The 24927-nt window shown below is 55.8% G+C and carries 8 protein-coding genes; 2 read left to right on the top strand and 6 right to left on the bottom strand.

The window, feature by feature from the left end; all coding sequences use genetic code 11:
- The first annotated feature begins 151 nt into the window (after positions 1–151).
- Both AC0Z5Z_RS22240 and AC0Z5Z_RS22235 read left to right on the top strand, forming a co-directional pair.
- Complete coding sequence (locus tag AC0Z5Z_RS22240; RefSeq protein WP_485611655.1) at positions 152–1333, top strand: hypothetical protein; 1182 nt, start codon at positions 152–154, stop codon at positions 1331–1333.
- Positions 1330–3132, top strand: a complete 1803-nt coding sequence (locus tag AC0Z5Z_RS22235; RefSeq protein WP_485611654.1) for an ATP-binding protein — start codon at positions 1330–1332, stop codon at positions 3130–3132. The genes AC0Z5Z_RS22240 and AC0Z5Z_RS22235 overlap by 4 nt, the downstream gene beginning before the upstream one ends.
- A gap of 640 nt (positions 3133–3772) precedes the next feature.
- Here the strand turns inward: AC0Z5Z_RS22235 and AC0Z5Z_RS22230 are convergent.
- The 6 genes from AC0Z5Z_RS22230 to AC0Z5Z_RS22205 form a co-directional block, all read right to left on the bottom strand.
- Positions 3773–5461, bottom strand: a complete 1689-nt coding sequence (locus AC0Z5Z_RS22230; RefSeq protein WP_485611653.1) for a nuclease-related domain-containing DEAD/DEAH box helicase — start codon at positions 5459–5461, stop codon at positions 3773–3775.
- A complete protein-coding gene (drmB, locus tag AC0Z5Z_RS22225; protein WP_485611652.1) occupies positions 5461–7314 on the bottom strand; it encodes a DrmB family protein in 1854 nt (617 codons plus the stop codon). Before drmB ends, AC0Z5Z_RS22230 begins: the two co-directional genes overlap by 1 nt.
- On the bottom strand, positions 7304–10495 hold the full coding sequence (locus AC0Z5Z_RS22220; protein ID WP_485611651.1) for a helicase-related protein: 3192 nt from the start codon (positions 10493–10495) through the stop codon (positions 7304–7306). The genes drmB and AC0Z5Z_RS22220 overlap by 11 nt, the downstream gene beginning before the upstream one ends.
- 5 nt (positions 10496–10500) lie before the next feature.
- Positions 10501–12375 (bottom strand): UvrD-helicase domain-containing protein, encoded by a 1875-nt coding sequence (locus AC0Z5Z_RS22215; RefSeq protein ID WP_485611650.1) that lies wholly within the window; start codon positions 12373–12375, stop codon positions 10501–10503.
- A 567-nt stretch (positions 12376–12942) separates the two neighbouring features.
- Positions 12943–23247 carry a hypothetical protein gene (locus AC0Z5Z_RS22210; RefSeq protein WP_485611649.1) on the bottom strand — a complete coding sequence of 3435 codons (10305 nt, stop codon included), beginning with the start codon at positions 23245–23247 and terminating at the stop codon, positions 12943–12945.
- Positions 23235–24758, bottom strand: coding sequence for a hypothetical protein (locus AC0Z5Z_RS22205; protein ID WP_485611648.1), 1524 nt, complete (start codon positions 24756–24758; stop codon positions 23235–23237). The genes AC0Z5Z_RS22210 and AC0Z5Z_RS22205 overlap by 13 nt, the downstream gene beginning before the upstream one ends.
- Positions 24759–24927 lie beyond the last annotated feature (169 nt).

The raw sequence follows: 24927 nt of genomic DNA, 5'->3' as shown, positions 1-24927 counted from the left end.
ATTAGCTGTCGCTCGAGCTTAGCGGTTAATGTCAGCCACAGGGGCCGTGTCTTTAGCGCCGCAGTTATTCATGGCCTCCCCAGTGGCACTCTGCCCACTGCGAGATGTATCGTCTCCTTTCGTCATTATGCGCAGCCAGGGAGGATAGCCAGTGATTTCTATCGGCGATATTTACAATCAAGACATCAACTTCCTCTTCGGATCAGGAGCATCATTCGGCCTGCTCCCGACCCTCCAGCTGCAGGTCCAGACTGGAGAGGGCAACTCGCGCTACACGTTGGAGGATCTAGCCACCAAGTTCGAACGCGATGGCGACCGGCGTCTCATTCCATTGTTTATGCACTACTACGCCAGTTGTATCCGCCCTGCCGAGCAAATTAGCCTGGAACAGGCGGTGGCCGAAGAAGCAGGTGCCACGGTTATCAAGAACTACCGCACCTTCCTTACGACAGCACTCGAAATGGTAAAGCGGCGCAAAGCGCTGGATCGCCGTTGCAATGTGTTCACGACGAACTATGACGGTTGCTTCCCGCTCGTGGCTGACGCGCTTATCAAGGAGGGCCACATTGACTTCGTGCTAAATGACGGTGCTCGAGGATTCTCCCAGCGCATGCTACAGGCCCGAAATTTCGGGTCATACCTTTGCCAAGCCGGTGTCTTCGGCCGTCATCAGAGCAGCATTCCTCAAATCAATCTGATCCATTTGCATGGGTCGGTCTACTGGAGCAAGTCGGATGCCGCGATTCAGGTTGGCTACGACCTGTCTAGCCGCGAAAGTCTGCTGGATGCTGACGCTATGGCGATGTTGCAACCATTTTCGGCTGCGCTTACTAACCCTGCATCGATGCTTGCTGATGTCCCTGTCACAGATTTTTCCAATGAAGAATTGGTGTCGTTCTGGGACAGATATGAACAGATTCCTATCGTCAACCCGACCAAGTGGAAGTTCCACGAGACGGTCTACGAGGAGCATTACTATCAAATGCTGCGGCTGCTCAGTTATGAGCTTGAGAAACCAAACGCCGTACTCATCACATTCGGGTTCTCGTTTGCCGACGAGCATATCCTCAACCTCGTCATGCGTTCTCTCTCCAATCCGGGGCTGCAGGTGTTTGTTTGCTGTTACAGCCAAGCTGGGCACGCCGAAATGGAGGAAAAATTCAAGGGCAACCGTAACGTCAAGTGCCTCATGCTGCAGAGTGGGGTGATGGATTTTACCGCATTCAATGAGCAGGTATTGGCTTGGCCGGAGGCTACGGCTCTTGCACCGGCTACGCCCATAGCTCCAGCGGCTATTCCTATGGCCGACGCAGACCTCGAGAATCAGATATGAGTATTCGCGTTGGCGAGGTCATCGCCGTCCAAGGAACAAAATTGGTTCTGAAGATAGATGAACAGTCGAGCAAGGAAACCCTGTTCTATGAAGGAGAGAGATACAAGGGAGTCTCAATCCGCGAATACCTATCCATTCAGCGTGGCTTCCGCGAAATCATCTGCATCGTCGAAGGCGAGTATCTGGATGAAAGCCGCACTGAGATGCATGATGGTCGGCAAACGTTTGTACGAAAGGTAGAGGCTAGGCCGATTGGATACTTCGACCGTTCTGGTTTCACTCAGGGCATCAAATATCTACCGATGATCCAGGATGGGGCTTACCTGCTTCCCGAGGAGAAAATCAGGTCCATCTTCGACCGCAAGGCGGACAGTGATTTCAGAATTGGGACTATGCTGAAAGAGGAAATCGCGGTTGGGTTGCCGTGGAAGCGACTCTTCAACAGTCATATCGGTATCTTCGGCAATACCGGAAGCGGCAAGTCGAACACTCTGGCAAAGCTCTACACTGTTCTTTTCGACCAAAAGTTGCCTCTCATTACAGGTAAGAGCCGTTTCGTCATCTTGGATTTTAATGGTGAGTACGGCGGTGAGCAGCTCGTCGTTGCGGATCACAAAACCGTCTACCAACTGTCCACGCTTACCGCTCCAAACCTGAACGATCTAGCTTCACGGTTTCCGCTGGCAATGCAGGAATTCTGGCAGCTCGAGACTATGGCTCTGCTTTTTCAGGCTACCCCGAACACGCAAAGGCCATTTCTCAACCGTGTCATCTCAGGCAGGGAACGCTATAGAGCCATTCCTAGGGCACTCGCGAATTATGCGAAGCTGATGTTCCACACTTCGTTCTGCGCCGGAGAGGTCAAGACGGCGACGCTGGATTTGATGCGCACCGTCTCGCGGCTCATGGGAAATCAGCAGGTCCAAGACATGCTGGCGGATGTGGTCTGGCACCGGCTTGGCGGGCGCTTCACTTACCAAGGGCGGTTCATAGGTACCGATGGCGCACAGTACGCGGCGGATATCGCTTCAATTGTAGAAACGTTAGACGCCGCAGGCCTCGATGAGTTTGACCAGCTTGTGCTACGCGTCAACTTGCAGCTGATGTCAGATCTGAACGCCGGATACGTTCAGTTTGAGCATATTCAGCCACTTCTGAAGCGCGTCGAGTCTTCACTCGACAACCTGCGTAAAGTGTTGTCTGTTTCGGATGAGGCACCAGATGAGCGGCTGCTCACGGTCATCTCGATGCGCCGCTGTAACAACGAGATTAAGAAGGTTCTGCCTCTACTGTTCGCGAAGCACTACTACAACAGTCACAAGGCTACGGTCACCAATCCGCCCGACCGGACCATCCATCTCATCGTCGATGAGGCACACAACATCCTGTCCGATCAGTCTGCGAGAGAAAGTGAAACCTGGAAGGATTATCGGCTCGAACAGTTCGAAGAGATCATCAAGGAGGGGCGCAAGTTTGGGATGTTCATTACCATCGCCAGCCAGCGTCCAGCTGATATCTCGCCCACAATCGTCTCGCAGCTACACAATTTCTTCATTCACCGCTTGGTGAATGATCGGGATCTTTACTTGATCGACAATACAATATCTACGCTGGATTCTCTGTCTCGTAGCCTCATCCCGGGACTCTCACAAGGGTGTTGCGTGGTCACTGGTACTGCTTTTGAGCTGCCGATGGTCATCCAGGTGGATAGACTGCTAGATGGTAAGCAACCTGCCAGCGAGGACGTCGATCTCGACAGGCTTTGGAGTGATGCTCTGGCAGTTGGGGCGGAGGAATAGAGCCAGTCGCAGCAGTAATGGTGCTACACAACCTTATCTCACAGGCTAAAGCGGTTAATCCAAATAACTGCTGAGCGACTGCTTCTGGCCGTTAACGGCCTACAAAGTGACGTTTGCACACAATCAAAGCGGAACACTTGGGGTCATAACCCATTGAAATTACTGTTTTAGTCATGGACTTGAAAACTGTCGACTGTACTAGGTCCATGAGTTCGAATCCCATCGCCTCCGCCATCTTTATACGACAAAGCCCTGAATATTCAGGGCTTTGTCGTTTCTGGAATTCGGGATTGGTACTCCGCCTTCTCGATCGTTTCCGCATATCTTGGACCATTTCCGCAACCCAAACCTTCTGAACCTGCCGCGTTCCGCTCAAGCCATCTGCTGGAAACGACATTTGTCGAGATATTGGCCATGTTCGATAAACAGTTTCGGCCGAGTAGCCATTCAGGTACAGCAGCTTTCGAACACCAGTTCCATCGCTCACCGAAAGAAACCCGCCAAAAGCATACATCCCAATACTATAGAATCAGGTGCGTATCACATGGTGCATCCGTCCTAGCAGGCCCGTTATGAGCACTCGCATGGGCAGCCAAGCCTTTTACTTGTTGTTACATATGGAAGCCACTTGGGGAGTCCGTCAATCGTTGCGACTTTCCGTTTCTGAAAGCCACCGTGCGTCATCTACGGAACACACAACGCACAAATAAGCCCGCGCTCTCGAGAATGCGACATACGCCAGTTCGCGACGCTCCATTTCGTCGCCGCTGACGATAAGAATTATTGCGGGACGTTCCAGCCCTTTGAAACGTCGCACGGTATCAACGACGACGTTTTCTAACACCATTGTTTCAGCGTCTGTAAGCGGAATATTTGTTCCGCTGCTTTTTTCGAGAAAGCTTGTTCGGGCAGCAGTCCCATTGACAAGGACAGCTATGTCGCCAGGAGCCACCTCCTCGTTATTTACGAGCCGTCGAAGCTCCTTGTACGCAGCTTCAATTTTCGCCCTTGGATTATCAGCGTTGATCCAACAGACCTCGAGACCTTCGGGCCCATCGGCAATTATCTCAAGGCCCGAATAATGCACCGAAGCAGCCTTATGAATGTTCTTTGTGTTGCGGAGATTTCGGGAAAGCCGAACGGGAACCACACTCAGATCATGAACACCACTTCCAGCGCTGTCGTAGACCCGCTGATTGCTATCCATGAAAACTCGTAGGAGACCATTGCTGTTCAGGCAGGCATCGATCGCGACCCACCATTCGGCACGGAAGTCTTGGCCTTCATCGACAATGATCGTATCCCACTTAAGCGCAGGCTTGATTTCCATCGCACTGTAGAGGGCTTCAGGCAGCACGTTCTCATAGAGTTCCCTTTCGCTGATGACTGTAGGTGTATGGACACCTGCCTGATTTGCCATGCGCCCGCACAGCACATGAAAGCCGGCGACCGTTAGGTTCTCTACGGCTTTCAGTCTTCGTTCAAGGTCAATTCCTAGCGGCCGACTATAACAAGTCAAGAGGGTCTTCTTGCCAGTAGCGGCGGACCGCAGCGCTTCTTCGATTGCCACTACAGTCTTGCCTGTGCCTGCCCCCCCCTGAATCAGTGCCCGAGGGATATCCGCGATGGCGTCGAGGATATAGTACTGGGAAGGCTCAAGGACACGAAACTCGCCTTGAGCTTCCGCAAGTGCGGCGCCGATCCGGAAACTTAGAGTGAAGGGATGGGCCAGCAATCTCTCCAGCGCCGCTATACCGTCGCGGCCGAGAGACTCACAGTTGTCAGGTCGCTGTCCTTCCTTCAGCCTGTCCGCGACCCACTCTTGCAGGCCGTGCTGAAACTGATTGGAACAGCAGAATATGTAGGCTGGGCGATCAGCTCCGAGATCGCCACGAGGAGACCCTGCACTAGGGAAGATAACTCCATGAGCAGCATGTATCGCACGCTTTGCCCCCCTCAGTGATTCATTAAGTCGCTTAAGAATCTCATGCTTTGCGCTACGAGCCTGCGACACTGGATCTTTGATCTTGTGAACGAAGCCACCGTGATCTGTACTGCGCCACTGAGCATCCACCGGGTCGAACGAAATTTCCCTTCCCCCTTTTACCTCAATCGCGAGGATGCCGTAGCGGGAGTGTGCTATCAGGAAGTCGCATTCGCCGTCCCTTTCGTTTCCCAACCTATCGGTACCCAGCCAAGGACTCGAGTAAAAGACATGATAGGTGTCGTCGAGAACCTCGGCGAGGCGGTTGTACACCTGAACCTCCGCCCGGCGCTTCGAATCATCCAATACCGAACGTGGCAAATTCCTCGGCCAGAGCACAGCCATCAGCCTCTCCTAAGCATGTGTTCGAAGTATCCCAGTCCTGAACCTGTCCCGTCACCGACCAAGAGAGCGCGGTCAAGGAAGTTGTTGAAAGCTTCGCATGATGTCTCGGGGGCAAGACAGCAGGCATGGCAAACTGAGTGAGAATAGCTGTTGATCGCCCCCATCATATCCGTAATGCAAAGTGGATCGGATGAGCACCACTCGATCGCGTCGATTGCACGCTGCAGAATGCCTTCGATACGCCCTGCCTTTCCTTGCCGCTCAAGACCACCAAGAGTTCCGTCCGAGTCTGGTGTCGCGGTATAGATCAGAAGCCCAGCCATCCGCTCATCGCCAATCCCGGCATAAATCCTCTCCTGCAGCGATGCGGAGGAGTAGCCGCACTCCAGCGTCAGCTGACGCATAAGGGCGTGTGCAAGGGTGTGGCAGAGCATGTATCTCGGGGTAATTTCCTGAGGCAACTTTGCTTCGTCTCCGTACCGTTCCTTCCAGTGCGCTTGGTGCTGAGCCTCACACTCGGCGACTCGCGCAATGACATCGAATCGAGCCTCCCAATCGGACAACCGCTTTTCACTCAGTGCAAGGAAGATGCCTTCACCACGAACCTCGATCGCCGGTAGCCAATCAAGCGGAACCTTGGAGAGCCGTGCTACTTCGGGCGAGTCCGGATCGCCCGGCGGGTTGATTCGTGTGAACCCTTTGATAGCACGGACCTCACGGAGGCGCACAGCCCGCACCACTCGGGAGATCCAAGGAGCTACTTCTGAGGATACGACTTCTCTACGGGTTTCGAAGTCGGGGGTCCGACTGCGACCCAGTTCGGTGACGAACTGCCGATATTCTGCCGGACGCAGGTCGTCAGTTTGCAACTGCTCGTACGACGTGAGGCGGATCCGGATCGCATCTGCCAACTCCGCCGGCGACATCTTCAGTTCCCGCAGAATGCTTTCCAAATCCCCCTTGGCAAGGAACCCGATGTACTCCTCCAGCCTCGACGGGTCATCAAGATTCGTGAAAGAACTCCACCATTCTCCCAGAACTTCCTGAAGACGGTCAGACCAAGGAGGGATGCTGAGAGCTGATTCTGTCACCGCAAAGTACAGGTTGGATGCACCTCGCTGAACGGCATACTGCTCCCTGCCGCATGTTTCGTCGCCGTCGCTCAGCCATGGTCGATGCCCCCGACACTTCGGACCTTGCTTCCATGTTTGCTTCGAGAAAACGCCGTCCATCGACCGACGCGCGCCACATTTTGGACAACTGAGAATGAGACCGGCAAGCCCTGGGCTTTCCGCTCGAAGCACCAGACCGGGATGGCGATCCGGATTATCACGCTTCAAAGTTGAGCACTCAGACTTGTGCGCCACCCACCAGTCCCAAGGAAACTCGTCTAAGTGACCATGTTTGCAAGCCATAACAAAGCGAACCGGGATGACGAAGACCTTGCCGAGTCCGGGAGACTTTTCGGTGCAAGTCGGACAGTAGCGATAGGCTTCGCCTGGATCGTTTGCCCATCGGCGTTCCGGCTTGATGATGTCGCAGCGTGGGCATTGCAGCCATTTAGGAAAACGCACGGCGACAAGACGCCGGGTATCTGGTTCGTCATCTTTCCTCCGCTCAAGCGTGACAGGAGGAGTCCTGAAGCCTTTAACACCAAGCATCTTCTGCAAGCGTGGCTCGCGGGTCACCTGCGAGTGGGCCAGCCCAGCAGGAGGAAAGGAGCGGTCCCATTCTTCCAACCCAGCTGCTATGCCCGAAACAGCTCCCCCACCAGCCCTGAAGTCCACAACCGAGCCTGGGCCAAAAGCTGAAACAACTGCGCTACGTCGCAGATCCTGAAGTTCATTCTTCATGCGTGTCATCCTTTGCTCTGAGAACAGGGGCCATCCTGAAAGGGGTTCCAGCTTCGACGGTCCGCATGGAGTTGAGGGTTGGCCAAGCAGCTCCTGTTTCGCGGTTGGCAGCTCGACGAGCCGCGGCGCGCTCTGCACTCTGGAGAAGGGATCCTCCTCCTTTGTAGTCGCTCCAGTACACCGCAGGGGATCTTGCTCTCCATGTGTCAAGACGGCGTTCAAGCTCTTCCCTAACGGCCGTCTCCTCGGGGTCGACCCGCTTCGCGCGCTCGACGATCAGGTCGATGAGATCCATAGCCTCGTCCTCTGCATCATCATCCATTCGTGGAGAGTCGAGCATGTCGCCAACAAGATGGCGTACAGCAGCCACTAGCGCTGCATGCAGTGCCCTATCGCGAGCTCGTGAGGCGAATGGGGTGACGCTCGTTGCCTCCACATCCCTGTAGAGTGTGCGATGCCAACTGCAGAACGTCTCGAAGTGTGAACGGTCCCGCGCCTTGGCGTTATTAAGCACAGACACCACAAGCCCGCTCACCTCCCCCCGACCGACGCGGCTGGTGGACTGGATGTATTCGGCTATGGTCTTGGGCTGCCCATTGACCAGCATCAGTCCTAGCCGGGAAATGTCCACGCCGACACTGACCATATTCGTCGCTAGCACCGCATCGACTGCGCCAGGAAGCCCGACTTTAATGCCCAACACTTCTAGCATCCCACGGATTTCTTCCTGCGTTCTTCTGGAAGTTAGCTCCTCAACGTTGCTGAGGGGTCTTTTCTCTTCGAGGCGCGCGTTAGCGTAGAGGGCGATACTGTCAGTAACGTCGTCCTGCATGAGGACAAGCGCGCCACCAAGCTCCCGAATAGAGTTGAAATACCCGACAAGCGTCCAGTAAGCATCACGGCGAACATCATCGCTGAATGCCGCGAAAGCAGTTTGCAACAGAGAGCCTGCAACGGCCTGTAGGGTGAACTTTGCCGATCTACCGGCCGTGGTGATACCGAGATAGCGTCTTCCCATCGCTTTTGGCCGTCGATCTCGGACTGCGAAGCCGGAGTCGTCGTGATCAATTGCTGGCGGGGGGAACTGAAATGCTTCACGATCAAACAGTGCCAGCACTTGCTCTGACGCCCGACGAATTGTTGCTGTAGAGCCGATGACCTTTGCGCGATATCCGCGCGCAGCGAACATCAGGTCAAATGCAGTCTCATATAATCCAGCGATCGTCCCGAGAGGACCGGAGATAAGATGCAGCTCGTCCTGGATGACGAGATCAGGTGGGGATCCATCTGAAACACCGAACAGCCTATTGGTTCTCTTCTCGCGGACGATCTGCGCGAACTTGTCGGCAGTTCCGATCAACAACGTAGGCCGGTTGTCATAGACATCATCGTCTACTGTAAAGACAGGCAAAATACCGCATATCATGCACAAGCTATTCGTGCATTCCGCGTCAACGGGCGAGGTTGCACTCCCCATCGACCATTGCAGTTTCTCGCCACATGCGGGGCAGCAAGTGAGCTGCTTCGGCGATGCGACCTCCGACGCACCTCGAAGAGAAGCAAATGCATCTGCGCGCTTGTTGGGGGTTGCATCTCCTCCGACCCAAAGGCCAATCGAGAATGGCGCATCACCTTGAAGTGGCAAGCCATCAGGAGACACCGCCCGGCCAGAACGTATCGCCTCTAATGCCAATATCATGGCCGCAGACCGTGCGAACTGCTGCGTCGTCAGTAGTCGTAGTGTGTAGCGCATAAGGGCGCAGACACCACTATGGTCAGCCGGGTCTTCGGAGAGCCGACGATATACAGCAATGCATGCGATCAGTGCGAGATAGGCCTCGGTCTTGCCTCCCCCGGTGGGGAACCAAAGGAGATCCATGATTTCTCGATGCTTGTGTTCACGGATAACTGAGGACGGTGCACTCAGCAAAAGAAACCCCAGTTGAAAAGGACGCCAGCGCAGGGGACCGTTTCGGCTCTTGGAACTGTCCCACGAGTGCTGCAAGTGCATGGCCAGATTCGCCAGCTGAAATGCTCTCCGAAGCCGCGGATTAGCAACGAGTTCGAGAACAGATGCCGAGATGCGCTCAAGCGCCTCCTCACATCGGGCAAGATGTGCCTCAGCAACATATTTCAGCTCGGAGCTCACCTCCCTCACATTATCGAGTCGCTCGCGCTGCACTCGTATCCAGCGCTCGTAGGTACCACAGAAGAGTTGCAGTCCCTGCTGGAGGGATGTTATGTCGGCGGAAGCCAGAGATTCAGCTGAAAGCGGGTCGAAGGCTCCGCGCTCCTTTCCAATCTCCGAAAAGAAGACATGACCATTCGGATCGACGCTCTCGACGATAGCAGAGGGAAGCCACGTCGTTCCCACCCATAGTGCACTGGGTCGAACACCGGCTGCATGGTCGTCAGGCTCCCATTCGGCCGAGCAGACGTGCCCAACAGCGAACTCCGCCACGTTCCTGTATAGCAGTGCCCCGCTTTCCTCGTCGCTGACTGAGCCGGTCCCCCCACCTCCTGCTTGAGGCAGCGAGATGACACGCCTAGGAGGCTTCGGTACCAAAAGAGTGCCCTCACAGGACTCAATGCGAAGCTCCGTCTGGAAGAGCGATGCGGCTTCGATCTGGTTTCGGTCCTGCTCCGGCACGACCGAATTCACGAGCGTCAGAGTAGCTAAGACGGCATCCGCTGCGTTGATGGATCGGATACTAAGCGAAACGTCGGGTAGCCCCTCGCTGAGCGCGGCAAGCGCGATCACACGCGTCGGGCCGACCGATAGATCGAGACTTGGAATATCGACACTATGTGGCTGTCGAACCCAAATATCGACGTCGTTGAGCTTTTCGATCCGGTAAGTGGCGAAGCTACAGATGACTCGCACTCGTGGTGTGCCGCTGGAGGCAACGCTGAACGATATGCCTGCCACGGACGGTTTTTGGAGCGACCCAGTTCTGACTACCTCTGCCTCGCCGTCGCTCTCCTCGCCCGAACCAGCTCCCGCAGACCCAAGTCGCTCATCATCTTCCCCGAACATTGCCGTGCGCTGGGGCCAGAGGATGCCGGTGAGATAGACGTCGGATGGACGTGTCGTAAGCTCCTCACCCTCTGTACGTGGCCCGACCAAGTCCTCGGCAAGCCTTTTGGCAACGATATCTCTGTCCTGCGATTTTTCCTGCATGGGCGCTACCTCCGGCCGTGAAAGTAGAAGGGGGGGAACGCCGCAATTCTCGGCGCAAGGACGAAACCAGAAGAGGCCCAAGGCTCATGCAGGGTCTCGAGATCACTGTCATCGGGGCTCAGAACGATCGTTGCACAGCCCTGACCTCTTACATGCTTCACGCTCCTCGGCGGCCTATGGCTTTGCCTCTGATTTCTGTTCGCAAGTATCTCCCAGAGGTCGTACGTAAGATTGCGCGACAATGCACCAACACAGAGGCCATCGCTGCCAGTATGGATTCTGTAGCGCCAATCCAGATCCGGATCGGCTTCCAGAAAGTAGGTGGTGACAACATCGGCGACCTTAGTCAGAAAGGCTTGGCCAGCCGAGGCATCAGCTGCGCTGAACTCGCTACGCCCGACAAGTCCACGCGACGTTATATCGCCGTCACGGCCAATCTCGACCATTACCGACTGGCGGTTTCTCGTCGAGCGATGACCTCGGCCCGATCGCAAGATTGATGCTCTGACGGAGCCAGACTCCCCAACAACGAGGGATGTGCGCGCGCGCGTGGCTCCGACAAAAAGCACACGGGCCTCTTCGACCTCATCTTCAATGCACTCGAATTTCGCACTATTCGACAATACCAGAACGACGTTGCTCGCCTCTCGTCCTTTGCTCGCGTGAATCGTTCCTACGATCGGTCCGTGAAGGCCGTACTCCGGGAGAGTCAACTCTACCGGGGGGCGGGCCTGGCCAAGCCGCCGCCTCAGTTTCTGTATGTCGATGGCCCCGTCTTGGCGTCCTGCAATGCGCATGAGATGCCGCCAAGCTTCGGCAGGCCCATACTGAGGCGCGGCCTGTCCCTCAATTCGCGTGGCCCAGAGGCTGAGAAAATGCCGCTCTGCGAGGAATGGCTCAACAAAATCAAAAAAGCAGATCGCCAGCCAAGCCGGCAGGGTTCCGCCATACCCTGATAGTCGCAGCCGATGGGGAAGCTCACAAAACTGCGAGGCCATAAGCACTTCAGCACGAGTTCTGAATAGGAGAAGATCGTCGCTGGTGAAGCTGGCGACCTCCATAGTGTTCCACTTTAGCCCGCTCTTGTCGGCCAGCTCCCGGATTCTCTCCGCTGTCTCGGCATGCAATCCGTCGCGGTGCTTTTGTTTGTCGAGGACATCCTGGCGCAATTCCGAGAAAATCTTCTGAAGTCCGGGAGAGGAAGTACGATAAATCTCCTTCAGGGCAAGCGTAGTGAAACCAAGAGTTTTCTCGTCACGCAAACGGCCGAGCAGCGACTGACCGGGATCGGAGCCCCCCCCTTTACGACGCCCGATGCTGTTGTCAGAGAAGCCATAGATTGCTTGGGCCTCGTCGGAGAAAACCGTGACACCACAGTCCGAAGGCAACCGCTCGACCAGAGCCTCGATCAGGTCCGCTCGCCGCCCAACGAGGTCCTGCGCCTCGTCAATCACGACGTGCTCTATCTGAGACAGCTCGTCTGCCACATCTAGGTCAGCTTTCAACAGCTCGATGACTCGATCTATGTTCTCTTCGTACGATCCCGTCAGCCTGGCATTATCGTCATGCCCGGAGTGGATGGACCACGCATGCGAATCAACGGTCGCAATCCGGATAGCAAAGGATGCATCGCCAACGTAAGAGTGCAACCGCGCACGAATTTCCGCTACTGCGGTCCTCGTGAAGCTGATCATCCAAGTGTTGCTGGGTTCAAGATCCTCTTGAGTAATCAAATAGGCTAGCCGCGCGCAAGCGACAGCCGTCTTTCCAGTTCCGGGGCCCGCTTCGACAATAAGTCGAGCATTCGTATCCCCCTTGATCACCCGAAGCTGATCTGCATCCCAGCTCAAATCCATAAGAGTATGTCCAGCAGTATTCATGGCTAAAGAATTCCTTACTTCAGCTCGGGGCTTGCGTACAGCGCGAGGAGTAAGAGCTTTCTCTTACTAACACCAGCATTCGGTCTGCTTGGCCCATTGGAGACTATTTCAACTAGCAGATGACCTGCAAGGCCACTTTATGGCATCGGCGCGCAAAAGGCTTTCATCATTAACAGCCTTAAGGATTGGATCAGGAAGAATTCCCGCAGAAAGGGGCTGGAGAGAAAGTTCTTGGTGGGCGATTTAGGATGAGATATCACCGAGGGTTGAATAGTCCCCGCGCTCCTAGAGTCCTGATAACCCATCTCCGCTTAATCTAAGTTAGTCAGATTTTGGAGCCAGCCCTTCATAGTTCTCTCTTGGATGGGTGAAGCATTGAGTCTTAGGCTGCTATAGCTGATACTTTGCAGGATTTTATGGCTGCCCGTAACTGTTCGCTAAGCCATTTTTTTACACAGCCTCGGCCATGTGCGGACGCTACTCGCTCTACGGTCCACTGGATCATTACCTTAATGAACCAGCCAATCAGCAGTTGGCAATCGTTGATCGCGACGGGAAATCTGCGAGTCATCCAGGTGATTTCACTTCCGCGTCGGAATATACGATAAACAGAGCAATGTCCCCCTCTTGCCCATCGGCTTCGCCCGGCGGATTGTACTGAAGAGTTTTGCCTTGCTGCTGGACGTGCAAGTCCGTGGCCTTGAACTTCATGCTTTCAATGCCTGTCCACGCATGAGCGGGAAGATATCCTTTTCTGCCTAAATTCACTGGTTCGAGCGACCAGAAAGCTGCTTGCTCGATAAGGCGATCGGCAAATGCCCTAGCGTTAGCTGCCACGTCAACGCAATCCACCCATACAGATTTCAAACGTTCATCTTTTAGTTCATCCCCAGTTGGAAGCGGCCCTACTGTGAGCAAGTTCATCGAAGGAACGTTCGCTTGAACAAGAGAAGCAATCTGAGCTCTCACAGCCGATATAAAAGCTTCTCCTCCTTTTTGAGAAGAACGAAGATCCTTGGTCAAGGCGTACAGCAGCGCTGCAAGATCCTGCGGGTGAGCCACCGCCGGCGGCATACTCCCAAACATGGGGGCAGCAGGCACGATCAAGGCCCAAGGTATCCAGACTTCCTTAACGGTTAACACTGGCAGGCTGCCCGCGTAAACTTCCGCGTAGACCGTAATTTCGATTGCGACGCCCGAAGGTGTTGCATCTTGACTTTTGGCGGACACCTCCACCTGCACCGGCGCGGACCATTGTTCAAAGAGAGCTGTCCACTCGCCAGGGCGGGCACTGCATCCCTTCATCGCCCCAACGGGATAGGTGTACTGCTCTGGCTGTCCCTCTCGAAAAGGAGTACGCAGCTTAGCGACCGCGTCAACCGACAAAGGCTGCACCGCCCCGTCGAACAGCTCCGCAGCCATGGCCGAGAAGTGCTCTTTCAGGGTCTTGCGTCCCGCAAGCGCGATACGACCCGCGGCACGGAGCTTTGGAACCAGGCGCGTGCTGCTCGACACGCTTGTGGTGTAGACAAATTCCTTCGACACCAGCACCTTGCCCAGCTTCTCGTTGCGCTTGGTGAAGATCTCTGGGACCACGGTTGCATGGAGGAACAGATCCAGTCCATCCAGCGTGAGACGCCTGCCCGACAAACCGGCCAGGCCGGTGACGGCTTCTTCACTCGCATAGTATTCACTGTAACCCTCCTTCCCGATAGCCGGCCCCACGATGGGAGCACTGGATTGGGCTTTCACGTCCGCGGGTATCCCACCGACGAGCAACCGGGTCGAATCGACGAGCTCAACCATCGCCGTGCGTTTGGGGTTTCCGTCCGCCGCCATCTTGGTGCAAAACCCAATGCGGTCCCGCTGGGCACGGCCGTCGCTGGCCAAGCCATACATCTGCTGCACACGTACGATGGAAGAGGTGAAAATATCAACCTGAGGTTCACTCAGCTTTTTCACAGACACATAATGAACATGCTCTTCAAATCCTCTCGCAAGGTCTTCCACAAAATTGGCTAGTCGCTCGCATTCCTCGACGGGAGCATCGGCCGCGGTAGCGATGTCCCATTTCTGCACTTGCGACATGCTGGATGCCAATAAGGCCGAGTAGTGTTCGAAAGTCACCAACACGTCGAAAAGATTCCGGCTGGAGGTTCTGAAAAGAGTCATCGCTGGGCCAGCCTGGTAGTGGACCGAGAAAGTGACCTTATCCTGCTCTTCGCCCGGAACCGCACAGTTCAACCGATACTTCCAAGCTCTGGCTTGAGTCAAGGTCTTGGGTGCACCATGTGTTGCAGTACCATCCTGCCCATAAATATGGGCAGGCTTGGGAAGCTGGCGCAGCGGCAATGGAATGCTGACGCCGTCGGCCAGTTGGATGGGTCTAGGCTGCGTGGCCATTGCGCTCAACAATTCGAACCAGCGTGACGGGATGTAGTCGCCGATGCCACCATTGCCCTCAGTCCATTTGACTTCAATATAACGCGGCGCGAAATTCAGCTGGGAGCCCTCAACGCTGGCAATCCGCCGCGATCCTTTCCAGAAGACAACCAGCGGAGCGGATGCCGCATCGCGTGTTGGCAGGCGGAATTTTGTGAACTCGAAAGCGTCTGAGATGGGGTTGAGCAACTCCAAATCCCCGTAGACCTTGGAGGCGGGCTCCGTCCCATTCACGTCAACACGCTGTAGATCGCAAACTGCGCCAATGCGGTAGACGTGGCGCAAGTCCGCCAGCGCCATGTTGGCGAACTTCGTCTTGACGACATCGGGACACACCGCTTGCGAGTTGGCCTTTTCGATAGGACGCAGCTGTTGCGAGAACCATTGCGCGATGCGCTTTTTGGCCCGGACGATACGGTCGAAGCTGACCGGTGATGCAATGCACATACGGGCAGCAACGGCGGGTGCGAGGATGGCCTCCATCACATCCAGACTTCGGTGTGCCATCTCGTCGAGATCCACCTCATTGACCGGCTTGGTTTGGAGCGTGACTGGCGGCAATCCGTCGGGACCTAGTAGGCGCGCCTCACCAGTGGCGAACTCCATGGCAAGGGGTTTTGGTGCGTAAGAAAGAATGGCACGTTTCGCACCCAATGGGTTCGTCAAGGACGCCGGCTGCGTTAACCAGCAGCTTTGGTCTGAGGTGCTGTCCTGCAGCAGCAACAACAGTGCGGCCGGTTGGTTGCCGTCCTTGACGGCGGCTTCAAAGTTATTTGCGAAATCAGCCCACTGCTGACGAGTACCTTCTTTAACGTCCGGCAACGCGGCGCTGGTACTGATCTGGATAGTCGCATCATGCTTGACGAGATCATCATCGCAATACAAGGGGTCACGCTCGATCACGACTTCCACACGGAAAAGCTGGACGTCCGCGCCATCCTGCAGAACACGCTTGAACTCGGCGGGTTTCATCTCGAAGGTCGCAACCAAGGGCGGCATGTTGACCTCGGAGTCCCTCGAGTCAGTGGGAGGCGCCTGCAACAGACTTGCCACCTTCGCTGCAAACTGGGCGATGTCACCTGCCAGGTCCTTGGGCGATGTGTCGAGCACCAGCTCATGAGAGCCTAGCATCGCGCGGCCAAAGACCTTAGTTGCGGGTCCGCGCACCACCCAGCCAAGGCGTACAAACTGCTTGACCAAGCCGGCACGGCGGTCTTCCGGCAGCTTTTTCAGCTCGTCTAGCTTCATGGACCAAGTCAGCGACAGTCTCAGGCTACAAGCCGCGCCGCTTGCCGAAGCGCTCCATTTCAACGCGACGCCGGGGTAGGCATCCAAGCGTTGGAGCGAATCGGAATACAACTGCCGAATCGCAGAAGGGAAATTCAGCCGCACCTCAAAGGGAAAGCGATGTCCGCTTTCATCGCGCAGGCAGAAACTGGCATCCCGCTGTATATCTACACCGATGGCAGCAAACGGGTTGCGCGCTTGCGAATCCTTCAGAGTACCGTCGGGATTGCGATTAACCTTGGCCAGCTGTAGCAGCGGCAAGAGAAGTGTGTGCGCAAATTTTGGTGGCTGCTGCACCGCTAGGATTTGGCTCTTGTCTAACCCCTCGGGTTCGTCCACCGGAGCCGGCGAACTCTCATCCGGCTGCAGCGTGATGATGGTCGGAAACTTGTCTCCATTGATGCCCCACTCGAGGAAAGCATAGCGCGAATAGAACTCGCGAGCGTCGTCGCCGAGAGCCTTAGCGGCGGGGTTGACAGCGGGATTGTCCCTCTGAACCGACAGTTTGATAAAACCCGGGGGCACACTGTTGGCCAGTTCCATCTGGCCTTCGATCTCCACCACCACGGTGGACTTTTCGGGCAGCACCCTTTTGACGAATAGATAGCTCTCATATGGATGCAGCTTTCCTTGGCCACTGCCGCTTTCAAATGCGGACCGCAGCCACAGCAGCGGGAGATCGACCGAACCGGTTTTGTCCAGCAGCGACTCGATCTCCGCCACCAGTTGCGGCGATTGTGCAGCGTCGACATGGACATAAAAGCCTTCGCTGTTGACCAGCGTGGCCTTCCAGAGAAAGTCGCGGACAGCTTCCGTGTTTGAAATCTCCGCGATCGTCGACGCGTCCGCGCGCGCCCCTCTCACCATCGCGGCCGCATCCGGATTGGCTTCGGTCGAAAGATTGGTCGCGAAGAAGCGCACACCGTCCTCGACGAGGCGGTGCATGGCCTTCGGATCACGCGGGTCAGGCACCTTCCCATCGCACACGGGGTTCCATAGCAAGACAAATTGCTGGGGCTCGAGATCCGATAGCTCGTTCATCCAAGAACTGAGAACAAGCCTGGCAGATTCGCCGCCACCGGCAAGGCCGTAGATGCCGCGCAAGGAGCCAGGCTGCTGGGCCGCGTCGGATGGGGCCGAATTACCGGTAGGCGTCTGATGGTAGAGGCGGCGTAATTTGAATCTGAAGGTGCCACCAACGAACAAGTCATTCATAGGTAGCGCATTGGCGTCCAGTTGTTCATGTCCTTCGCTCATGAGATCGCGCTTGTCGGCCTCCGAGCCCATACCCGAGAACTTCCAAGCCAAGGCCTTGGTCGGCGGAGAGCCCGGTTCGCGCTTTTGTAGCTGCCGCAGCGCGCCCGGCACTTCATAGACCGCGCCAAGGCGTTTTTTGCCATCATCCTTGGCCAAGCCCAACGCTGCGACGAAGGCTGCTTCTTTCGTTCTGGTCATCCGAGTCTGCTCGATTGTCAGTTCCACACCAGCCGTCTTGATTTCGGCCGACGCGCCCTGAAGGGCCGCGAACGCCTTGCGGCCATCGATGCCGGCTTCGAAAGTCACAGTGACGGAATCTGAAATCCAAGCAACCTGCGAGTCCACGAAGACCGCGGTGTCGGTCTCCTGAACGCCGTCGGGCCCAAATGGCACATCCAGCCCGGCCATGGACGGAAGGCTGGTCCAGCCGCCAGCCACCGGCAAGCGTTGTGCGTGAACGAGCACCGCGGCCGCGTGCTGTGCAACCTCGACAGCGGGCGAGGCTACCGCGGCGTCCGGCACAGTGCGCAATGCCTTGATCAGCACGGGAAAGTCCAATTCCTTTATCTCTGTCTTCTCGCTGTCGAAGACGCCGATGGCTCTGTGGATGGCACCTTCCACCATGGCGACGAACCAGTCCTCCAGCACCACATCAAGCAGCGACCGCAATTTTCCACTGGGAACGCTCGCGAGTGCGCCAACGGCGATCGCAGCATTTCGCGAAGGATCCAACGCATCAAACTCAGGCCGCCCTTTGACGCCGGCCTCGCGGGCCGTAGCCTCCCACGCCTCATCGATCACTAGGTATTTGGTATCCGCAAAGGCCCTGATAGTGCGCTTGCCCCCATCACCGGACAACCGCAACTCCTTAAGCCACGGCATCGGAATGCCCTGCATCACGTTTTCCGCGAGCAGCCGCGCATCGCTGTCGGAACGTATTCGGTTCAGCAGTTGCGACTTGGCGTCGTCGGAAACCATCAATATGAACTGCACGTTCTTGTTGAAAAAATCGCGGATCTCGACTTCATCGAGAGCTCGGTTCATAGAGCCGGTAAGCGTCTTGACGCGCCAGCGAGACGCACTCAGGCCTTCGGGGCTGCGCATCTGGCGCTGCAGACGGCGCAGCTGGGCCTGCGTGACCTTGGCTGGATCGACGCCGGCCAGCCCCAGACTTAGGCGAACCGCCCACGTGAACGCAGCAATGACTAGGTCGGCGACCGACTCGCCAGGCAGTGGGGGCAAGCCTTGAGGGTACGGATTGACAAAAGCGAGCACCGGACTGAGCACCGGCCGGCCCGCGTCATCCAGATGTGCGTCCAGACTGACCATAAGGGGCAGGGACAGCTTTTTGTTGAGACCGATCTTCTCCGGGATCCAACTGAGCGGGTCGGGCCAAGTCTCGACCGGTTGCGCTAGAGCCAGGCTAATTGCCTCGGGATCGGCTCCCCCGATACGCATCGGCAATGTCGTGCCGATCCTGAGCTTGGTCGCGAAGGAAAAATGAATGGCGATCTCTATGCTTCTGCCAAAAACCCGAAAACGCGCGACAACGAAACGCACGTAGACGCTGACACCGACTTCAGCATAGATCGCGATATCTTCCCAGGTCTCGGCGATAACACCCGTTTCGATCCAAGCGCGGATGCAGACAGCTGCGCTGATCACCGCAAAGTTCACTTCGCCGAAGACTTCTAGCAAGATGCCCGCCGCACCTGCGATCTTGATGTACTGCATGCCGGCCGACTGCGACCTTGTCGCCTTCCCCAATGCGCCTTGGAAGACTCCATAGATCGTCAGAGACGCACCGGCGGACAGGATGCCTTGCTGAATCTGCTTGCCGAAACCGAAACGAAAGGCGGTTTGCATTTCGTAGACGGGCTGTAGATCCAATCTTCTGTATCGCTCAAGCAATTTGCTGGACGCACCGGCGGCCAGGAATTGGCTAGAGCGGCCGGACAGTTGCCCCAGCTTCAGCGACGCCGACCCCAAGAACGGCAGCATCTGGAATGTGCCGGCCTTGCTGAAGTCGTTACCTAGGAAACCGAAGTTGAAAGCCCAGTCGCCGTTGGAATACTTCTCGAATCCAAACATGGGCAGCGTCAAGCTACCCACACCCAGTTCAATGTTGCGTAGCCCCTTGAGGTCGACCTCGATAGAGAATACGCCGAGGTCGTCCTCAATCTTCTTGTAGAGTATGTCGAGGCCGATCCAGGACGACTGGATAGGTGCGTCCACGCGCAGACCGTAAACCGAGATATCGTCTAGGAAAGCCAGTTTGAAATCGGCGACGTTGGACTTGATCTGTCCGCTTGCCACCAGATTCCATTTGCCCGACGGCACCTTGGGCCGCAGCTCGTCAAGCCTCTCCGTCTCGAACTTCTCCTTCAGCCAGGCTTTAGATTTGGTAACCGCATCACTGGCCGACTGCACGCTCGCAAGATTTCCGGGATCAAGCATCCGAACGTTTTGTCCGAATGCCAGGTAGTCCAGTTCGATAGGACCCGCCGACGCACCGTCGCCCAATGCGACGACCCATGTCGGCATATTGTTTGGAGAGCCGGTCTCGATCACCACGGCCATCTCCAGGTTGACCGGGTTTTCGGGTATCTGGTAGCCGAATGCGTCGAGCTGTGGCTCGATCAAGCCGATTCCCAGCAACTTTCCACTGGCGTATTGCCGCAGAATGACTTTTTTTGCCCGCAGCCTCAAGACGCCCTGGATGCCGATGTCCAGAGGCCCCGAGCCTCCCTCAAACTTGAACCCGATAGAGAATGCGCCAAAATCGCGGCGCCCGAAGCCAAGCCACCCGAACAACACCTTGGACCGCAGCAACCTGGTTGCATCGGTCATGCTGCCAAAGCTACCCAGGTCTATGTCGAACTCCAACCCAAAGTCGAATCCGACGCCTGTCGGCAGGCTGGGCATCAGTTTGCTAAAATCGAACTTGGCGAAGCCGAACTCTGGTAGTTCCATTTCTTTTGGCCACAACCCTGACGGTAGCGCAAAGTCCGCACCACCCCAGCGAAAACCGGAAAGTTTGATTGGAAACTCCTTGAGCCAGCCCGGGCCACTAGCTGGTTTTTCCCAATCGACCGCCACATGTCCCGCATCGAACTTGAACGACGCGCCCTCGTACTTAGGTTTGACCATGGAGATGGACAGGTTCTCGAAACTCACCGATTTGGCGCCGGTGGCTTCTTCTATAGATGAGCCGAACGTAATTTCTCCCCACATGCCGATCCTGCCATGGACGGTACCCTGCTCCTTTCGCGAGCCCAGTTCGAGGCGCGTGATCTGGATGCGGTCGATCACGTCCTTAGTCTGCATCGCGACCGTCTGCTCTCCCAGAGCCCTTATCAGATACTGTGGCTTGCCCTCGGGGGACTTCCCTTGGTAGCTGCCCTCAATGCGAATGAGCCGATTTTTACCGTCTTGGGTGGACGTATTGCTCGCTTCGACGCCCATCAAGGTGCTGACCCGCAATTGCGCCTTGGCCACAAACATCTGCAGCGCCGAGTTGTTGAGCGTCACATCCAAGTTCTTGAGCTTCATACCAAACGCATGGTCATCCGTTTCAAGGTCGTCTTTATCGAAATAGTGGATGCCAGCAAAAACCGAAGGCGCCTGAACTGGTGCATCGGCACGAGCGCCACCGGAACTCTCCTGAACCTTTGCGAGGTCAATGCCCAGACATGGAACCCAGAATCCCTCCGTTTCCACTTTCTCGGACAGCCCCCCAGAGAGCACCGCTACATCTTCCGGCAGATCGTTGACCCCGCTCGTGGCATTGAACACCACCACGCCGTTCCATTCAGGGTCCATGAGTTTCTCGCGCAAGATCCCGTATGAGTCACGCGCCTGATCCGTGATACGCAAGCCGCCCTCGAAAAGAGGCGTGATGCCGTCGGCCAGCAACTTAATGCCTTCCACAGATTTTTTCAGTTCTTTGGCGGCAACAGCAGGGGTCGCATTGAAGACTTCGGGAAGGCTCCAGTTGGAGGTGGTAGACATCAGATCGACCACTGACTTGGCCCCACCGAGCTTGATGACCACTAGGGGCTCCGCAAAACGGTCTCTCGTCACTTTGCTGCCAGCGAAATCCACCTTGACTTTCCACTTGGCGACTTCGAATTCCGCCTCGAAGGGTGTGTCGGGTCCATTGCTCCCGTCCAGGCTTGGCATGCTCGCTGGAAAGCGCGTGGCAACTAGGAATGTAGAAGACCTAGCAAGTGATTCCTCGATTGGCCACCGCTCCACATCCAAGCCATCCTTTTGCGGCCTGTGCAAAGTCAGGGTCGCCTTGAGATCGCCCACGGCAACCGCAAAAACCACCTCCTTCCATTTGTTGGACGGATCTAGCGCTACTGAAAACCCCTGCGGCATGACCACCCATCTCAGCGGAGGAGCGCTTTCGGCCAGCAGCATCAGTAGGGGAACACGGGCCAGCGCCGCAATCCTGCGACGAGTCCGGCCAAGAACACGTTTTTCGAAACTACGTGTTGCCGCAAAACCATCGGTGTTCAGCGTGCGGACTGGGACCCAGGGCATCGCAGCGCTTTTTTGTAGATCTTTAGGGTCCAGCAGGCTTACCGAGGTCGGTGCGGGATCGAACTCCATGCCGGGCACATCGCGCAAGCCCGTCAGCATGTTCCTGTTATCTTTGACATCCTTGAGCGCGAACAGCGGTGCCTCCTCCGACTGGGACACATAGTCGTACGACGAAGCGCCGTCGCCGCAGGGAACCACCCAGGCGGTCAGTGCGGCACGGTTAAGCTCCGACTGTCCTGAAGGCAGAAACGCCGGACAGTCTGTGACAAATCGTATACTGCTGGGGAGCTCATTGTTTCCGTCGCCGAACAGCACAAATTCCGTTCCGGTCAATCCGGTCATGACTTCCATGACCTCGGCACCCTTCCCGTTAACGGTACCGCCACGGGTCTTTTTGAAGACAAGGCCAAACTCACCAACTGGGCTCATGTGCATTTCGGAGCCCGTATTTGGCGGATTTCGCAAGAGTCGGAAACAGGCGCTGGTCCTCGTCAACAACTCAACCTGGCGGCCGGCGGTATCGAGAAAATGCGAAGCGAGCGCTGTGTCCTTACTCAGAGTGAAGCGTGTATGAGATTTATCCAGCACGTAGGGATGGACCAGCGCGGCAAGGGAAGTCTTTTCCAATTCGCTTCCCCTCGCATCCAGGTCGAAACATGGATATGGCGGGATATCCAACCTCGCATCCATGTACCTGATGAGCGGAGGCGATGCCCGCAGGAACTTGCGCGTTGCAGTTGATCGGACTTGAAATCGCCATGAGCCGCTCTCATCCGATTGGTCCGTGACAAGCAGCTCCATGACTGATGCCAATTGACCTGTAGGACGCTGCCACTCCAACTCCATCGGAAAGCCACCCATCATGACGATGAAGGGTGGTTTGCTGTCATCAGGCGATACAAAACGCAGGCCGGATGAGGTTATCTGCCCTGAAAATGAGACTCCCTTCGAAGGAAGCAGAAACAGATTTTTCCTATCTGAAGCGTTCGTACCTATGGTGTATTGAAGTAAGCCCGAGCCCCAGTTGCCATCTTGGAAAGTCGAGTCAACATTGAACCGCAGATAGGGCGGCGGGGATTGGTGACCTTTTTTCCACGCTATAAGCTTGCAACCTGCCAAGCCATAAAGATCCCAAATATTTCGAGCAAATTGCAAGATGTCCGCCTCGTCCTCATCTCCAGGCGCGATGACAAAAACGCCTCCGTCAGTCCAGGCTTTGGCGAGGGTGACGGGGGTCGCTGCAGCATCTTTAGCCCAATAACAAAAGCGTGCGCGAGCAGCAACTTCGGGAAACGATTGGTGGATTCCAGATCCAGGTGGACGTGTCAGCGTGACCATGTGATTTCATCCCCCGTCTGAAGAACAACTTCCAACAACGCCGCATTCGATTTGGACGTTGCACTCACCTGCACGAGATCACCTTCGAACCGACGCCTCAATGTGAGATCCTTGGAGGCTCTTTCCCAATGCTGGTCCCGACGCAGCCTCATCAAAGTCTCCAAGATATCCTTGCGATCCTGTTCGTTGTCTTTTCCTGCCAAAGGTGAGCTGAAGTGTCCTTGAAGCTGCCCAGTGGAAAAATGCTGGAGTAAATCGAATACTGTCGTGCCGGGTTCGATCCAGACCATTTCCCTATTCACAAGTACGGGGATCTCGAGGGAAATCACGGCCCGGTATCGAAATACGATGCAATCGACCGCTCCGACAGCACCATTACATGCTTTCGTCAAATTCGGGCCATGCGCTCCAATGTTGCCTTCCATTGTTCGAAGCATTTCTTCGAGCTTGGCCCTAGTAGCTGAACCAACGAGAGTGAAGCCAGGATATCCATCCAAGTCACTCCAAAATGTTTCCTGTATGAGGGGCGCACTCGCTACCTGCAACTTGGTTCTTGGAGAACTTGGCTCGCGTTGCTCTGGTGTATCTCCCTTGAGCAACGGCGGCTGGACATCGATCAAGCTCGTATTGACGCAATCCGTGTCGCAAGGCACCACCGGAGTAACAATTTCCGGTTTGCTCATTCGATCGGGCACGAACAGACGCCAGAAGCGGGCCTGCGAATCCAGATCGTTCCAACCGCTCACGGAGCGCCAAGACGGATGTGTTCCCAATAATCTCGCACTGTCCGGTTGGTTGAACCCTAAGGACTTCAAGAACTTGGACCACTGGCCTCTACCCGGATCTTCTGGTCCGGCTGAAGCCAGTTCTAGATAGATCGGTGCCGCCAAGACTCCAGGATGAGGCTCCGCCGCGTTGCTCGAATCTGCGGTGAGCGGCAGCTCAGGATTAATCCTGATGCGCATGCCGGGCACGATATTGATCGAGTGCGTCGTTTTATCGAAATCGTACTGGTCAATCCATGAGGATGTAGCGGTGGTGGGCAAGCGCTCGGCGACAAGAATGTCCAGTAGCTGGCGTGGAAAGTTAATTTCTGAGCTGGCAGCTTTGGGTATAGCAGACGAATCCGGCCCGAGCACCAACCTACACCCATTAGTGCTAGTAGCAGTAGCATCATGCAGAAGGGTATGGGGTCGCTTGTTCGCAGCAATATCTTTTAAGTCCTCAGGCCTAAAACGGACCGTCGTTTCCCCGAACCACTCAGTCTTCAAAGACCAGCTTACTTTTGAAGGCCTATGATTGAATTCAAACCTCCCATCCGAACAACCTTCGACGCGAACCATGGGGATTTTTATCCACACTTCTTTTGCTCTATCGACTTGCTTGAAAAGCGTACCGGGCTTGTAGACCGCTACTTCCTCCCCATCCTTCTGCACAACGTAATCGGTCGGAAAACACACACAACTACACAGACAGACCGTTAGCACGGAACCGCAGAATGCTCTGAACATGATTCATTCCCCTATGCTCCATGCGAAAAATCCGGTTGCGCTTCGTAAGCTCTGCTTGGTTCAGTGCTCAGCCAACTTAAGAACTACCAATTTCCCGAGACTAACAACGCGCTGGGTAGACATCGCGACCCACAACCGCATGACCAACACATATAGTTAAACTCCAGAT

Source organism: Pseudomonas sp. 1L-E-NC-VB-C3 (genome assembly GCF_057291535.1).
The sequence above is the reverse complement of the archived record's forward strand: the minus strand, read 5'-3'. Positions and strand labels throughout refer to the sequence as shown.

Bases quoted from the DNA above. Each gene is read 5' to 3' on its own strand.
- AC0Z5Z_RS22205 (WP_485611648.1), bottom strand. From the start codon at position 24,758: ATGTTCAGAGCATTCTGCGGTTCCGTGCTAACGGTCTGTCTGTGTAGT.
- AC0Z5Z_RS22220 (WP_485611651.1), bottom strand. From the start codon at position 10,495: ATGCAGGAAAAATCGCAGGACAGAGATATCGTTGCCAAAAGGCTTGCC.
- AC0Z5Z_RS22210 (WP_485611649.1), bottom strand. From the start codon at position 23,247: ATGGTCACGCTGACACGTCCACCTGGATCTGGAATCCACCAATCGTTT.
- AC0Z5Z_RS22235 (WP_485611654.1), top strand. From the start codon at position 1,330: ATGAGTATTCGCGTTGGCGAGGTCATCGCCGTCCAAGGAACAAAATTG.
- AC0Z5Z_RS22215 (WP_485611650.1), bottom strand. From the start codon at position 12,375: ATGAATACTGCTGGACATACTCTTATGGATTTGAGCTGGGATGCAGAT.
- drmB (WP_485611652.1), bottom strand. From the start codon at position 7,314: ATGAAGAATGAACTTCAGGATCTGCGACGTAGCGCAGTTGTTTCAGCT.
- AC0Z5Z_RS22230 (WP_485611653.1), bottom strand. From the start codon at position 5,461: ATGGCTGTGCTCTGGCCGAGGAATTTGCCACGTTCGGTATTGGATGAT.